The organism is Stappia indica (assembly GCF_001696535.1).
GTDB lineage: Bacteria > Pseudomonadota > Alphaproteobacteria > Rhizobiales > Stappiaceae > Stappia > Stappia indica.
In genome coordinates this window covers 367,254-380,649 of sequence record NZ_MBQE01000006.1, presented here as the reverse complement: position 1 = coordinate 380,649, position 13,396 = coordinate 367,254, and the positions used below count along the sequence as shown (strand labels likewise).

The following is a 13,396-nucleotide window of genomic DNA, read 5'->3' as shown; positions in this document are numbered from 1 at the left end:
AACTGTTTGAAAGTTTGGCGCACCCGACAGGATTCGAACCTGTGACCTCTGCCTTCGGAGGGCAGCGCTCTATCCAGCTGAGCTACGGGTGCTTCCGGCGGGGTGGACCCGCGGACGCGGTGCCTGATCGACACCGGGGATGCGAAGCGTTCTTACAGGATCGCGCCAGCCGCTTCAACCAGCGAATTGGCCCCTCCCGCCGCAAGGGATAGCCGGCGGGACGCCGCCGCGCCGCGCAGGCAGCGGCGAGGCCGGCAGGCGGGCTGCCGTGGCCGGGCAGAACGGCCGGCTGAGGCCCGCAGGGACCACCTGTCCCCTCACAGATCGAGAACGATACGGCCGCGGCCGCGGGAGACGCAGGGCATCAGCCGGGTTTTCTGGCGCCTGGCGTCGAGCACCACGTCGCGGTGGACGACCTCGCCTTGCAGATAGCCGCATTCGCACGAGCCGCAGACGCCGGATTCGCAGGAGGTCGGCAGCTCGATGCCGGCTTCCGCCAGCACGGAGACGAGACTGCGCTCCGCCGGGACGGCAAGGACCGCGCCGGTGGAGGCGATCACCGCCTCGAAGGGCTCGGGCACGAAATCGCCGGGGTCGAGCGCGGCGAACCGCTCGGTATGGAAACACTCGGCCGGCCAGCCGCGCGCTGCCACCGCCGCCTCGACAGCCTCGGCAAGGCGCGGCGGGCCGCAGACGAGGACGTCGGCCTCGGCGGGTTCGGCCGCCAGCACGGCGGACGCATCGAACCGGCGCCCCTCCTCCGGAAACCAGGTGACGAGACGGGAACCGCAGACGGCCGCGACCTCGTCCAGCAGCGGGGCCGCGGCGCGCGACCTTGCGCAATAATGGAAGGCGAAGTCGGCGTTCTGTTGGGCGGTTTGGTGGGCAAGCCGGCGCGCCATCGCCAGAAGCGGCGTGACGCCGATGCCGCCGGCAACGAGAAGCGTGCGGCGGGGCGCCTCCGGCAGCTCGAAGTGGTTGCGCGGGGCGGCGACCGTCAGCAAGGCGTCCGGTGCCAGCGCCGCGTGCAGCCAGGCGGAGCCGCCGCGCCCGTCCTCCTCCCGCCGCACGGCGATGAGGTAGTGGCTGCGGTCGTCCGGGTCGCCCCAGAGCGAATAGTGCCGCACGCCGAGGCCGGGCACATGCACATCGACATGCGCCCCGGCGGTCCACGCCGGCAATTGCGGCCGGCGCGGATGCTCGAGACGGATCGCGAGGACATCGCCCGCATCCCGGCGCAGCTCCGCGACCCGGAGCTTCATGACAAGCCTCGCGACCATGGCTCAGTCCAGCATCTCGATGGTGTCGCCGGGGCGGATGGTGCCGCCCTTCTCGATGCCGCAATTGAGGCCGGAGCGGTTGTAGAGCGGCAGGAAGACCTCCATGCCCAGCAGCGTCTCCAGATACTTGCACGGGAAGTTGAGCCGGCCGCCGCGCAGGATCACCTCGCCGACGCGGAAGCGCCGGCCGACCAGATGATTCAGCGGCACGCCGCGCACCGTGAGATTGCGCCGGTGGTCGACCGGCTCCAGCACCACCTGGCCGGACTGGAGCGGGGGATCGTTGCGGGCGAGCGCATCCAGCGCCTCCTGCTCGATCAAGGTCACCTCGCGCACGTCGGGACGGGCGGAATAGGTGCCGGTGCCGAGGAAGTAGCGGTCGCCCTCGATGCCGCGGCCGGCAACGCAGACCGCCTCGTCCAGCTCCTCCATCTCGAAGCTGGCTTCCGGCGCGATGTGGATGTGCAGCAGCTCGCCGGTCCAGCCGGTGACGCCGCCCTGCCGGCCCAGCGCATCGATGGCGGCCGGATGGCTGAAGGCTTCCATCATTTCGGGTGCTTCGCTTGCCATGGCGGACCTCACTTCACCCGGACGGCGACGGCTTCGATCTCGACCAGCGCATCCTTGGGCAGGCGCGCGACCTCGATCGCGGAGCGGGCGGGCGGCTCGCTCGGGAAGGCCTTGGCATAGACGCCGTTCATGGCGGCGAAATCGTCCATGTTCTTCAGGAACACCGTCGTCTTGAGCACCGAGGCGAGCGAGGCGCCGGCGGCTTCCAGCACGGTCTTGAGGTTGTCGAGCGAGGCCTGGGTCTGCGCCTCGACGCCCTCCACCAGCTGGCCGGTCGCCGGGTCGATGGGCAGCTGGCCGGAGACGAAGACGAGATCGCCATAGGCGACGGCCGGCGACAGCGGCACGCCGGGAACGGTGACGGAGGGAGGGGCGATGACAGTACGGGACATGCGTTTCCTTTCGGGTTGGGCGGGGCCCGGCGCGGGATCAGTAACCGAGGGCGCCGGGCAGCCAGAGAACCAGCGCCGGGAACAGCAGGCAGAGCCCGAGGCCGGTGAGCTGGAGAAGCGTGAAGGGGATCACCCCCTTGTAGATGTCTCCCAGGGTGAGATGGGCGTGGCCTGCCTGCCGAAGGTAGAACAGCGCCGGCCCGAAGGGAGGGGTGAGGTAGGAGGTCTGCAGGTTGACCGCGACGACGATGGCGAACCACAGCAGCAGCTGGTCGGAGGGCACCGTGTCGCCGAGGTCCAGCGACAGGACGATGGGGCGGAAGACGGGCAGGATGATCAGCGTGATCTCCAGCCAGTCGAAGAAGAAGCCGAGCAGGAAGATGATCGCCATCAGCAGGACGACGAGCGTCCAGTCATGCAGGTCGAGCAGGTCGATCACATGGATGATGGCATCGTCGCCGCCGAGCTCGCGGAAGACGTAGGAAAACAGCGTCGCACCGCAGAAGATGCCGAAGATCATCGCATTGGTGAGCGCGGTGCCGCGTGCCACCTCGCGCAGGAGGCCGAAGGACAGCCGGCCGTTGAACAGGGCCAGCAGCGTTGCCCCGAAGGCGCCGATGCCGGCGGCCTCCGTCGGGGTGGCGAGGCCGCCGACGATGGAGCCGAGCACGAAGACCACCAGCAGGGTGGGCGGCACGAAGCCCTTGAGCACCAGCATCCAGATGTCGGCGGCGGCCTCGTCCCCCGGCCTGGCCATCCTGGGCATGCGGTCCGGCCGGATCAACGCCATGACGACGATGAAGACCAGGTAGAGGCCGGACAGCAGCAGGCCGGGGATGACCGCGCCGGCGAACAGGTCGCCGACCGGGATCGCCAGCATGTCGCCCATCACCACCAGCATGATCGAGGGCGGGATGAGGATGCCGAGCGTGCCGGAGGCGGCGATGACGCCGGAGGTCATGCCCTTGTCGTAGCCACGGTCGACCATCACCGGCAGGGCGAGCATGGCCAGCATCACCACCGAGGCGCCGACGATGCCGGTCGTCGCCGCCATGATGGTGCCCATCAGGACGACGGCGAGGGCCAGGCCGCCGGGCACCCGGCGCATCAGCACCGAGAGGATCTCCAGCAGGTGGCGGGCGACGCCGCTCTTTTCCAGCATGATCCCCATGAAGATGAACATGGGGATCGCGACGAGGACGAGGTTCTCCGCGATCGACCCCCAGATGCGGCTGACGATGAGGAACAGCTGCATGGGGTAGAACATGTCGAGCGCGGCGCCGAGGGCAGCGAAGGCAAGGCCGACACCGGCAAGGCAGAAGGCGACCGGAAAGCCGGAGAACAGGATCAGCACCAAGCCGCCGAGCATGGTCAGCGGCAGAACGACTTCGAACGTGCTCACAGGCCCACCTCCTCGTGCCGGGAGGGAGGTGCCGGCGGGGGTGCGGCCCCCATCAGCCGGGCGATCTGCTCGGCGATGACACCCAGCGCTGCGGAGAGCAGCGTGGCGAAACCGATGAGCAGAGCCGACTTGATGATCCAGCGATGGGTGAGGCCCGTCTGCGAGGCCGAGGCTTCGCCGAGCAGGTAGGAGCGCTCCACGAAGGTCCAGCCGTAATAGAGGACGATCACGCAGAACGGCACGACGAAGAGCAGCGCGCCGATCAGCTCGATGACCGCGACGGTCGTCTCGCCGAAGCGGGTGTGCAGGACGTCGATGCGCACATGCTCGCCCTCGACATAGGCATAGCCGAGGGAGAAGAGGAACAGAGCGGCATGGAAATGCCACTCCAAGTCTTGCAGCTTGGTCGAGCCGAGCACCACGAAGCGGCGCGTGATCACATCCACGACGACGGTCAGGATCAGGAGGACGACGAACCACGCCGCCGCCTGTCCCAACCGCCGCGCGAACGCCTTCAGGAATTGGGCCGAAGCCAGAAGGAGGGTCATGGCTTACTTGAGGTACCCCAGCTCCTTCCAGGTGGCGTAGTCCGCCCGGAAGCTGGAGAAGCTCTCGTAGGCCCGCTTGAAGTCGGGATCGGCCGCGACCTGCTCGGCGATGACCTCTTCGGACGCCGCCTTCAGCTTGGCCAGGTCCTCGTCCGACCAGCGGTGCAGCTGCACGCCCTTCTCCTGCAGCTCCTTGAGCGCCGGCAGCTGGATCGCCTCGCCCTCGGCGATGCCGTAGCGCACGTTGTCGCCGCACACCGCCTCGATCTGGGCCTGCTGGGTCTCGCTCAGGGCGTCCCAGCGGTCCTTGTTGATCATCAGGTCGAAGAAGGTCGACTGCTGGTGCCAGCCGGGGAAGTAGTAGTGCTTGGCGATCTGCCAGAAGCCCATGTTGAGGTCGATGGCCGGCTGCACGAATTCCAGGCCGTCGATGACGCCGCGATCGAGCGCCGGATAGACGTCGGGAGCCGCCAGCAGCTGGGCCGACACGCCGAACTTCTCCAGCGCCTTGGCGCCGAGACCGAAGAAGCGCAGCTTGAGGCCCGCAAGGTCCTCCACGCTCTTGACCTCGTTGCGGAACCAGCCGGAGCCCTCGGGCGCCAGCATGCCGCACATCACCGACTTGATGCCGTATTTCGCGTAGATCTCGTCGAAGATCTCCTTGCCGCCGCCGAAATAGAACCAGGCCATGTATTCGGGCGAGGACGGGCCGAAGGGCAGGGCCGCGAAGACCTGGAGCGCGGGCACCTTGCCGCCCCAGAAGCCGGGGGTGGAGAAGGCCGCGTCGATGGCGCCGACGGAGACCGCGTCGAAAGTCTCGAGCGGCGGCACCAGGGCGCTGGGCTCGAAGAAGCGGATCTCGATGCTGCCGCCGGAGACCTTGGCGATCTGTGCCTCCAGCCGCTTGCCGAGCGTGCCGAGCTGCGGCAACGAGCTGGAGAAGGTGCCTGCCATCTTCCATTTGACCTTGGCATCCTCGGCCTTTGCCCCGGTCACGAATGCGGTCGTCGCCAGAAGCGCGATCGCGGCTCCACGCAGAAGTCCAGTGATCTTCATTTGGGTTGTTCCCCTGCATGCCCGATTTGTAGACAACGTTGCCTAATAGGCAACCAGAAAATCGACCGCCGGGCGTTTTCACGGCCGATGCGGCAATATGAGCAAGGGACATGCCAGATTTACCGGGAAGCGCCCTCTGGACGCCCCGGGCATCGTTGCCTATAGGACAAAGCTCGTGATTTTGCCCGGCCTCGCGCGCAAACCGCTGCGTCTGTTTTCCCGGCCGGGTGCAAGTATAGTGACCGGGCCGGGGCTGCCCCCGCGAGGAGGCGGCGGCGCCCGGCAGGAGAGGATGACGTTTTCGATGGCACGCGAAGCGGCGGAGAAGCTGACCCTGCCGACCGGGATCGGTCTCGGCAGGGCGATCAGGACGTTGCGGCAGGAGAAGGACCTGTCGCTGTCGCAGCTGGCGCTCGATGCGACGCTGGACAAGGGCTACCTGTCGCGGGTCGAACGGGGCCTCAAGGTGCCGTCCATCGCCATCATCCTGCGCATCGCGGCGGCGCTGGACGTCTCCGTTGCCCAGCTTTTCGGCGCAGCGGAGGAGCACAAGCTGGTCTTCGTCACCCGCGCCGATGCGCGCGAGGAGCTGACCGCCCGCGACGACAGCTATCACATGCGGCTGCTGACCCAGGGCCATGGCAGCTCGGGGCTGGAAGTGTTCCTGATGTATCCGCCGGACGAGCTGCGCGAGGAGCCGGATGCCGAGCATCGCGGCGAGGAGCTGCTGTTCGTCGTCTCGGGGCGGGTGGAGATCTCCTTCCCGGAGGAAAACATCGTGCTGGGCAAGGGAGACTCGGTGCAGTTTCCCGGCCCGCTGCGCCACCAGGTGCGGCGGCTGGAGGAAAACACCTGCGTGCTGATCGCCGTCAGCGGTCCCTGAGAAGGCGCCAACCGAGCGGACATGCAAAAGGCCCCGGCGAGGAGATCGCCGGGGCCTTTTTTCAAGGGTCGCCCAAGAGGGCTTACAGGTCGAAGCCGAGCAGCTTGCCGACCGTGAACACGTCCTTGTCGCCGCGCCCGCACAGGTTCATGACGATGATCTGGTCCTTGTCCATGGTCGGGGCCAGCTTCATCACCTGGGCCAGCGCATGGGCCGGCTCCAGCGCCGGGATGATGCCCTCGACGCGGGTCAGCAGCTGGAAGGCCTCCATCGCCTCATTGTCGGTCGCCGGCACATAGGTGACGCGGCCGGTGTCGCGCAGCCAGGAATGCTCCGGCCCGATCCCCGGATAGTCGAGGCCGGCCGAGATCGAATGGCCCTCGAGGATCTGGCCGTCGTCGTCCTGCAGCAGATAGGTGCGGTTGCCATGCAGCACGCCGGGCTTGCCGGCGTTGAGCGAGGCGCAGTGCTCCTCGCCCTCCAGCCCCTTGCCGCCCGCCTCGACGCCGTAGATGGCGACCTGCGGATCGTCGAGGAAGGGATGGAAGAGGCCGATGGCATTGGAGCCGCCGCCGACGGCCGCGACGATGGCATCCGGCAGGCGGCCTTCGGCCTGCATGATCTGCTCGCGGGTTTCCGTGCCGATCACCGACTGGAAGTCGCGCACCATCTCCGGATAGGGATGGGGACCGGCGGCCGTGCCGATCAGGTAGTAGGTGTCGGCGACATTGGTCACCCAGTCGCGCAGCGCCTCGTTCATCGCGTCCTTCAGCGTGCCGGCGCCGGCGGTGACCGGAACGATCTCCGCGCCGAGCAGCTTCATGCGGAAGACGTTGGGCTTTTGCCGCTCGACGTCGGTGGCGCCCATGTAGACGACGCAGGGCAGGCCGAAGCGGGCGCAGACGGTGGCGGTGGCGACGCCGTGCTGGCCGGCGCCGGTCTCGGCGATGATGCGGGTCTTGCCCATGCGACGCGCCAGCAGGATCTGACCCAGGCAGTTGTTGATCTTGTGGCTGCCGGTGTGGTTGAGCTCGTCGCGCTTGAAATAGATCTTCGCGCCGCCGAGCTCCGCCGTCAGGCGCTCGGCGAAATAGAGCGGCGAGGGCCGGCCGGTGTAATGGGTGTTGAGATTGTCGATCTCGGCCTGGAAGGCGGGATCGGCCTTGGCGTCCTTGTAGGCCTGCTCGAGATCGAGGATCAGCGGCATCAAGGTCTCGGCGACGTAGCGGCCGCCGAAAATGCCGAAATGGCCGCGCTCGTCCGGACCGGAGCGGAAGGTGTTCTGCTGGATCGTCATGCGCTGCGTCCCTGTTCGGCGGCGTCAGACGCCGCGCCCGGCACCGCCCGGCGTGCAGCCGCGACGAACGCCCTGATGAGTTCCGTGTCCTTGACGCCCCGCGCGCTTTCCACGCCCGAGGAGACGTCGACGTCGCGGATCCCGCCGATGCGGACCGCCTCGCCGACCGTCGCGGCATCCAGCCCACCGGAAAGCATGAGCGGAACGCCGAGGTCAAGGCCCTTGAGCAGGCGCCAGTCGAAGCTGACGCCGTTGCCGCCCGGCAGCACCGCCCCCTTCGGCGGCTTGGCATCGAAGAGCAGCCGGTCGACATGGGCGACATAGGGCGCCGCAGTGGCAATGTCCTCAGCCGCCGAGATGCCCAGCGCCTTCATGATCCTGATGCCGTGCCGCGCCTTCAGCTCCGCGCAGCGCGCCGGGCTTTCGTGCCCGTGCAGCTGCAGCCAGTCGGGCCGCACGGCCGAGACGATGGCCTCCACCAGCGCATCGTCCGCATCGACGCTCAGAACCACGATTTCCGCCCGGCCCCGCGCGCGCGCCGCAAGCCGCGATGCGGCCTCGAGCGACACGTTGCGCGGGCTCTTTTCGAAGAAGACGAGGCCGATCATGTCGGCCCCGGCCTCAAGCGCGGCATCGAGCGTCTCTTCGGTCGACAGACCGCAGATCTTGACGAGGCCGCGCGTTGTCATGGCGTCGACCCCGCTCACGTCACGTTGTAGGCGGCGATGGCCGCCATGTTGACGATGTCGCTGTCCTTGGCGCCGATGGGCAGGATCTGCACCGGCTTGTCGAGGCCGACGAGCAGCGGGCCGATCACCGTCGAGCCGCCGAGCTCCTGCAGCATCTTGGTCGAGATCGAGGCCGAGTGGAACGCCGGCATGACCAGGACATTGGCCGGGCCGCTGAGGCGGCAGAACGGATAGGCCGCCATCTTGTCCATGTTGAGCGCGACATCGGCGCCCATCTCGCCGTCATATTCGAAGTCGACGCGGCGCCGGTCGAGGATCTTCACCGCCTCGATGACCTTTTCCGAGCGCTCGCCGCGCGGATGGCCGAAGGTGGAATAGGCCAGCATGGCGACGCGCGGCTCGTAGCCGAGACGGCGGGCGACATGGGCCGCTTCCTCGGCGATGTCGGCCAGTTCCTCGGAGGTCGGCATGTCGATCACCGCCGTGTCGGCGACCAGCACGGTGCGACCGCGGCACAGGGCCAGCGACACGCCGATCACCCGGTGGCCGGGCTTGGTGTCGATGACGCTGCGGACCGTGTCGAGGGCGACCGAGTAGTTGCGGGTGAGGCCGGTGACCATGGCATCGGCATCGCCCCGCGCCACCATGATGGCGCCCCAGTAGTTGCGGTCGTTGTTGACCAGACGCTGGCAGTCGCGCAGCAGGTAGCCGCGGCGCTGCAGGCGCGCGTAGAGATACTCGGCATAATCGGAATTGCGGGTCGACAGGCGCGCATTGAGGATGCGGATGCCGCCGCGCTCCAGGTCGACGCCGGCGCTGGCCGCGACCTCGCGCACCTCGTCCTCGCGGCCGATCAGGATCGCCTCGCCGAGCCCTTGCGCGACGAAGCTCGCCGCCGCGCGGATCACCGGCTCCTCCTCGCCTTCGGCGAAGACGACGCGCTTGGGCTGCTGGCGCACCTTGGAGAAGATCCGCTGCAGGGTGCCGGCGACCGGGTCGCGCCGGGCCGAGAGCTGGTGGCGGTAGGCCTCCATGTCGACGATCGGCCGGCGGGCGACGCCGGTGTCCATCGCCGCCTGGGCGACCGCCGGCGGGATGGTGGAGATCAGGCGCGGATCGAAGGGCACCGGAATGATGTATTCGGGGCCGAACTTCGGACGGTTGCCGCGATAGGCGGCGGCGACCTCGTCCGGCACTTCCTCGCGCGCCAGCGCGGCCAGCGCATGGGCGCAGGCGACCTTCATCTCGTCGTTGATCGTCGTCGCCTGCACGTCGAGCGCGCCGCGGAAGATGTAGGGGAAGCCGAGGACGTTGTTGACCTGGTTGGGATAGTCGGAGCGGCCCGTCGCGACGATGGCGTCGTCACGCACGGAATGGGCCTCTTCCGGAGTGACCTCCGGATCCGGGTTGGCCATGGCGAAGATGATCGGGTTGGGCGCCATCGCCCGCAGCATGTCCTCTGTCAGCGCGCCCTTGACCGACACGCCGAGGAAGACGTCGGCGCCCTTCATCGCGTCGTAGAGGCTGCGCGCCTCCGTCTCGACCGCGTGGGCGGACTTCCACTGGTTCATCCCTTCCGTGCGGCCCTTGTAGATCACGCCCTTGGTGTCGCAGAGGATGACGTTCTCATGCGGCACGCCCAGCGCCTTGATCAGCTCGATGCAGGCGATGCCGGCGGCGCCGGCGCCGTTGCACACCACGCGGGTGCTGGCGAGCTCGCGGCCCGTCAGGTGCAGCGCGTTGATCAGGCCGGCGGCGGCGATGATCGCGGTGCCGTGCTGGTCGTCGTGGAAGACCGGAATGTCCATCAGCTCGCGAAGGCGCTGCTCGATGATGAAGCAGTCCGGCGCCTTGATGTCTTCCAGGTTGATGCCGCCGAAGGACGGGCCGAGATAGCGCACGGCGTTGACGAAGGCGTCGACCTCCTCCGTGTCGATCTCAAGGTCGATGCTGTCGACGTCGGCGAAGCGCTTGAACAGCACCGCCTTGCCTTCCATCACCGGCTTGGAGGCGAGCGCGCCGAGATTGCCGAGGCCGAGGATCGCGGTACCGTTGGTGATCACCGCCACCAGATTGCCGCGCGTGGTGTAGTCGAAGGCGCGCGAGGGGTCCTCGGCGATGGCACGCACGGGAACGGCAACGCCGGGCGAATAGGCGAGCGACAGGTCGCGCTGGGTCGCCATCGGCTTGGTCGGGGTGACTTCCAGCTTGCCCGGACGGCCCTGCTGGTGAAACTGCAATGCCTCCTGATCGGTAAAACTGACGTTGCTCTTGCCCGATTTGTCCGTCGTCGGCATGCGGTTTCCTCCAAATCATTGCGCCGTCACGGCGGCGGACGGAGACCATATCCCCGGAGAATTCAAGGCTCAAGCCGGGTGGGCCGAGGGACCAACGAAACCGGGGAGGATCGGCGCAGGGGCGCGTGCGGGCTCTTCCGTCCCGCACGCCGCCGCATTAGGGTCTGCCGCATGGCCGACGACATGCAGATATCCCCCAGTACAGCGCAGCTCCGCGAGGGCGAGGACGCCCCCGCGCCGGACAACGCCGGCGCAACAGCTCCCTTGCCGGAGCGATCCGGCGCGGCGACACCGGCACCGGACTTCTCCGCCATGACGCCGATGATGGCGCAATATGTGGAGATCAAGACGGCCAATCCGGACTGCCTGCTGTTCTACCGCATGGGCGATTTCTACGAGCTGTTCTTCCAGGACGCGGAAGAGGCCTCGCGGGCGCTGGGCATCACGCTGACCAAGCGCGGCAAGCACCTGGGCGAGGACATACCCATGTGCGGCGTGCCGGTGCATGCGGCCGACGACTATCTGCAGAAGCTGATCTCGCTCGGATTCCGCGTCGCGGTCTGCGAGCAGACCGAGGACCCGGCGGAGGCGAAGAAGCGCGGCTCCAAGTCCGTGGTGCGGCGGGAAGTGGTGCGGCTGGTGACGCCGGGCACGCTGACCGAAGACCGGTTGCTGGAGGCGGCGCGCAACAACTTCCTGCTGACGCTGGCGCGGGCACGCACCGGATCGCTGGAGGACGAGGCGAACTACGGCCTCGCCTGGGTCGACATTTCCACCGGCGCCTTCCGCGTCGCCACCAGCGATGCGCGGCAGCTGGCCGGCGATCTTGCCCGCATCGACCCGCGCGAGATCATCGTCGCGGACGTGCTGCTCGACGATGCGGAGCTGCGCCGGCAGCTCGCCGAGACCGGGGCGGCGCTGTCTCCGGTGCCGCGCAGCCTGTTCGACGGGGCGACCGCCAGCGACCGGCTGGCCCGCTACTACGGCGTTGCGACGCCGGAGGCCTTCGGCAGCTTCTCGCGGCTGGAGATGACCGCGGCGGCGGCGGCCATCGCCTATGTGGAGCGCACGCAATACGGCGAACGCCCGCCGCTCGACCCGCCCTCGCACGAGGCGACCTCGCGGCGGATGCTGATCGACCCGGCGACGCGGGCGAACCTGGAGCTGATGCGAACCCTGTCCGGCGAGCGCGCCGGATCGCTGCTGTCGGTGATCGACTGCACCGTCTCGGGTCCCGGCTCGCGGCTGCTCGCCGCCCGGCTGGCCGGACCGCTGACCGAGGTGGAGGAGATCCGCAAGCGGCAGGACGCGGTGGCGCGGCTGGTCGGCGACACCTATCTGCGCGAGCGGCTGCGCGAGAGGCTCAGGGCCGTGCCGGACATGGCCCGCGCGTTGTCGCGCATCGCCATGCAGCGCGGCGGGCCGCGCGACCTGCTGGCCATCGCCAGCGGCCTTGGTGCGGCACGCGATATCGCCGGCCTATTCCCTGATGCAAGCGGCGAGGGCGAGGAGCTGGGCTCGGCGCTGGCGCGGATCGCGGCGGCGCCGGCGGAGCTTGCCGGCGAGCTGGAGCGGGCGCTGGTGGACGAGCCGCCGCTGCTTGCCCGCGACGGCGGGTTCGTTGCCGAGGGCTATCTTGCCGATCTCGACGAGGTGCGGCGGCTGCGCGACGACAGCCGCAAGGTGATCGCCCAGCTGCAGGGCGCCTTGACCGACGAGCTGGCGATCCGGGCGCTGAAGATCAAGCACAACAACGTGCTCGGCTGGTTCATCGAGGTGCCGGCGACCCATGCGGAGAAGCTGACCGCCGATCCGGCGCGCTTCATCCACCGGCAGACGATGGCCGGGGCGATGCGCTTCACCACCACCGAACTCGCCGATCTTGAAAGCCGCATCGCCAATGCGGCCGGGCGGGCGCTGGCGCTGGAAAGCGAAGTGTTCCGCCGGCTGTGCGAGGCGGTGATCGAGGCGGGCAACGCCATCAAGGGCGCCGCCGACGGGCTGTCGGTGCTGGACGTCGCGGCGGGCCTTGCGCATCTGGCGGAGGCGGAGAACCAGTGCCGGCCGGTGGTCGACGACAGCCTGGCCTTCGACATTCGCGGCGGCCGGCATCCGGTCGTCGAGCAGGCCTTGAAGCGCGAGGGGGCGGGAAGCTTCGTCGCCAACGACGCGGATCTGGGGCCAAGCGAGGGCGAGGCGGGCGGCCGCATCTGGCTGATCACCGGCCCCAACATGGCCGGTAAATCGACCTTCCTGCGGCAGAACGCGCTGATCGCCATCCTGGCGCAGATGGGCGCCTTCGTGCCGGCGGCCTCGGCGCATATCGGCGTGGTCGACCGGCTGTTCTCGCGCGTCGGCGCGGCGGACGACCTGGCGCGCGGACGCTCGACCTTCATGGTGGAGATGGTCGAGACGGCGGCGATCCTCAACCAGGCGGGCGCGCGGGCGCTGGTGATCCTCGACGAGATCGGCCGCGGCACATCGACCTTCGACGGGCTGTCCATCGCCTGGGCGGCGATCGAGCACCTGCACGAGATGAACCGCTCGCGGGCGCTGTTCGCCACCCATTATCACGAGCTGACCGCCCTGTCGGGCCGGCTGCCGCGGCTGACCAATGCCACGGTGCGGGTGCGCGAATGGCAGGGGGACGTGGTGTTCCTGCACGAGATCGTCGCCGGTGCCGCCGACCGGTCCTACGGCATCCAGGTGGCGAAGCTCGCCGGCCTGCCGCCGGCGGTGATCGAACGGGCGAGGGCGGTTCTGGCGCAGCTGGAGGAGCAGGACCGGCGCGCGCCGGGAGAGCAGCTGATCGACGACCTGCCGCTGTTCGCCGCGGCAGCGCCGAGGACGAGCGCGCCGGCCGCGAAAGCCGCGCCCGATCCGGTGCTGGAGGCGCTGGACGCCATCGACCCGGACGACCTGACGCCGCGCGCGGCGCTGGAGGCGCTCTACAAGCTGAAGCAGGCGCGCAAAAAGACCTGA

The 13,396-nt window shown here is 68.7% G+C and carries 11 protein-coding genes and 1 tRNA gene; 2 read left to right on the top strand and 10 right to left on the bottom strand.

Annotated features, from left to right (window positions below):
• Positions 1-15: 15 nt before the first annotated feature.
• From BBX35_RS21895 to BBX35_RS21865, 7 genes are all read right to left on the bottom strand, one after another.
• Positions 16-92: transfer RNA gene (locus BBX35_RS21895), tRNA-Arg, on the bottom strand.
• Between the two features lie 225 nt (positions 93-317).
• On the bottom strand, positions 318-1,280 hold the full coding sequence (locus tag BBX35_RS21890; protein WP_067224564.1) for a PDR/VanB family oxidoreductase: 963 nt from the start codon (positions 1,278-1,280) through the stop codon (positions 318-320).
• A 3-nt stretch (positions 1,281-1,283) separates the two neighbouring features.
• Complete coding sequence (locus BBX35_RS21885; protein ID WP_083206522.1) at positions 1,284-1,850, bottom strand: MOSC domain-containing protein; 567 nt, start codon at positions 1,848-1,850, stop codon at positions 1,284-1,286.
• Between the two features lie 8 nt (positions 1,851-1,858).
• The gene (locus tag BBX35_RS21880) at positions 1,859-2,242 is read right to left on the bottom strand and encodes a RidA family protein (RefSeq protein WP_067224563.1); all 384 of its coding nucleotides are present in this window, start codon (positions 2,240-2,242) and stop codon (positions 1,859-1,861) included.
• Positions 2,243-2,279: 37 nt separating this feature from the next.
• Positions 2,280-3,644 carry a TRAP transporter large permease gene (locus tag BBX35_RS21875; RefSeq protein ID WP_244271694.1) on the bottom strand — a complete coding sequence of 455 codons (1,365 nt, stop codon included), beginning with the start codon at positions 3,642-3,644 and terminating at the stop codon, positions 2,280-2,282.
• Positions 3,641-4,192: a TRAP transporter small permease subunit gene (locus tag BBX35_RS21870; RefSeq protein ID WP_067224562.1), complete on the bottom strand. Its 552-nt coding sequence runs from the start codon at positions 4,190-4,192 to the stop codon at positions 3,641-3,643. Before BBX35_RS21870 ends, BBX35_RS21875 begins: the two co-directional genes overlap by 4 nt.
• Positions 4,193-4,195: 3 nt before the next feature.
• A complete protein-coding gene (locus BBX35_RS21865) occupies positions 4,196-5,248 on the bottom strand; it encodes a TRAP transporter substrate-binding protein (RefSeq protein ID WP_067224561.1) in 1,053 nt (350 codons plus the stop codon).
• A 304-nt stretch (positions 5,249-5,552) separates the two neighbouring features.
• Between BBX35_RS21865 and BBX35_RS21860 the strand changes: the two genes are divergently transcribed.
• Positions 5,553-6,131, top strand: a complete 579-nt coding sequence (locus tag BBX35_RS21860) for a helix-turn-helix domain-containing protein (RefSeq protein ID WP_067224833.1) — start codon at positions 5,553-5,555, stop codon at positions 6,129-6,131.
• Positions 6,132-6,213: 82 nt separating this feature from the next.
• On the opposite strand, the gene trpB is transcribed toward BBX35_RS21860, so the two are convergent.
• The 3 genes from trpB to BBX35_RS21845 are packed head-to-tail and all read right to left on the bottom strand — an operon-like array spanning position 6,214 to position 10,414.
• Positions 6,214-7,428 carry a tryptophan synthase subunit beta gene (trpB, locus tag BBX35_RS21855; protein WP_067224560.1) on the bottom strand — a complete coding sequence of 405 codons (1,215 nt, stop codon included), beginning with the start codon at positions 7,426-7,428 and terminating at the stop codon, positions 6,214-6,216.
• Entirely contained in the window at positions 7,425-8,117 is a 693-nt protein-coding gene (locus BBX35_RS21850; protein WP_067224558.1) for a phosphoribosylanthranilate isomerase, read from the bottom strand. The genes trpB and BBX35_RS21850 overlap by 4 nt, the downstream gene beginning before the upstream one ends.
• 14 nt (positions 8,118-8,131) lie before the next feature.
• Positions 8,132-10,414, bottom strand: a complete 2,283-nt coding sequence (locus BBX35_RS21845) for an NADP-dependent malic enzyme (protein ID WP_067224556.1) — start codon at positions 10,412-10,414, stop codon at positions 8,132-8,134.
• Positions 10,415-10,726: 312 nt separating this feature from the next.
• On the opposite strand from BBX35_RS21845, the gene mutS reads away from it, so the two are divergent.
• Positions 10,727-13,396 (top strand): DNA mismatch repair protein MutS, encoded by a 2,670-nt coding sequence (gene mutS, locus BBX35_RS21840; protein ID WP_067224554.1) that lies wholly within the window; start codon positions 10,727-10,729, stop codon positions 13,394-13,396.

What these genes read in the sequence shown, in the direction of transcription:
- BBX35_RS21890 (WP_067224564.1), bottom strand. Translation starts at nt 1,280, where the DNA reads ATGGTCGCGAGGCTTGTCATGAAGCTCCGGGTCGCGGAGCTGCGCCGG.
- BBX35_RS21885 (WP_083206522.1), bottom strand. Translation starts at nt 1,850, where the DNA reads ATGGCAAGCGAAGCACCCGAAATGATGGAAGCCTTCAGCCATCCGGCC.
- BBX35_RS21880 (WP_067224563.1), bottom strand. Translation starts at nt 2,242, where the DNA reads ATGTCCCGTACTGTCATCGCCCCTCCCTCCGTCACCGTTCCCGGCGTG.
- BBX35_RS21870 (WP_067224562.1), bottom strand. Translation starts at nt 4,192, where the DNA reads ATGACCCTCCTTCTGGCTTCGGCCCAATTCCTGAAGGCGTTCGCGCGG.
- BBX35_RS21865 (WP_067224561.1), bottom strand. Translation starts at nt 5,248, where the DNA reads ATGAAGATCACTGGACTTCTGCGTGGAGCCGCGATCGCGCTTCTGGCG.
- BBX35_RS21860 (WP_067224833.1), top strand. Translation starts at nt 5,553, where the DNA reads ATGGCACGCGAAGCGGCGGAGAAGCTGACCCTGCCGACCGGGATCGGT.
- trpB (WP_067224560.1), bottom strand. Translation starts at nt 7,428, where the DNA reads ATGACGATCCAGCAGAACACCTTCCGCTCCGGTCCGGACGAGCGCGGC.
- BBX35_RS21850 (WP_067224558.1), bottom strand. Translation starts at nt 8,117, where the DNA reads ATGACAACGCGCGGCCTCGTCAAGATCTGCGGTCTGTCGACCGAAGAG.
- BBX35_RS21845 (WP_067224556.1), bottom strand. Translation starts at nt 10,414, where the DNA reads ATGCCGACGACGGACAAATCGGGCAAGAGCAACGTCAGTTTTACCGAT.
- mutS (WP_067224554.1), top strand. Translation starts at nt 10,727, where the DNA reads ATGACGCCGATGATGGCGCAATATGTGGAGATCAAGACGGCCAATCCG.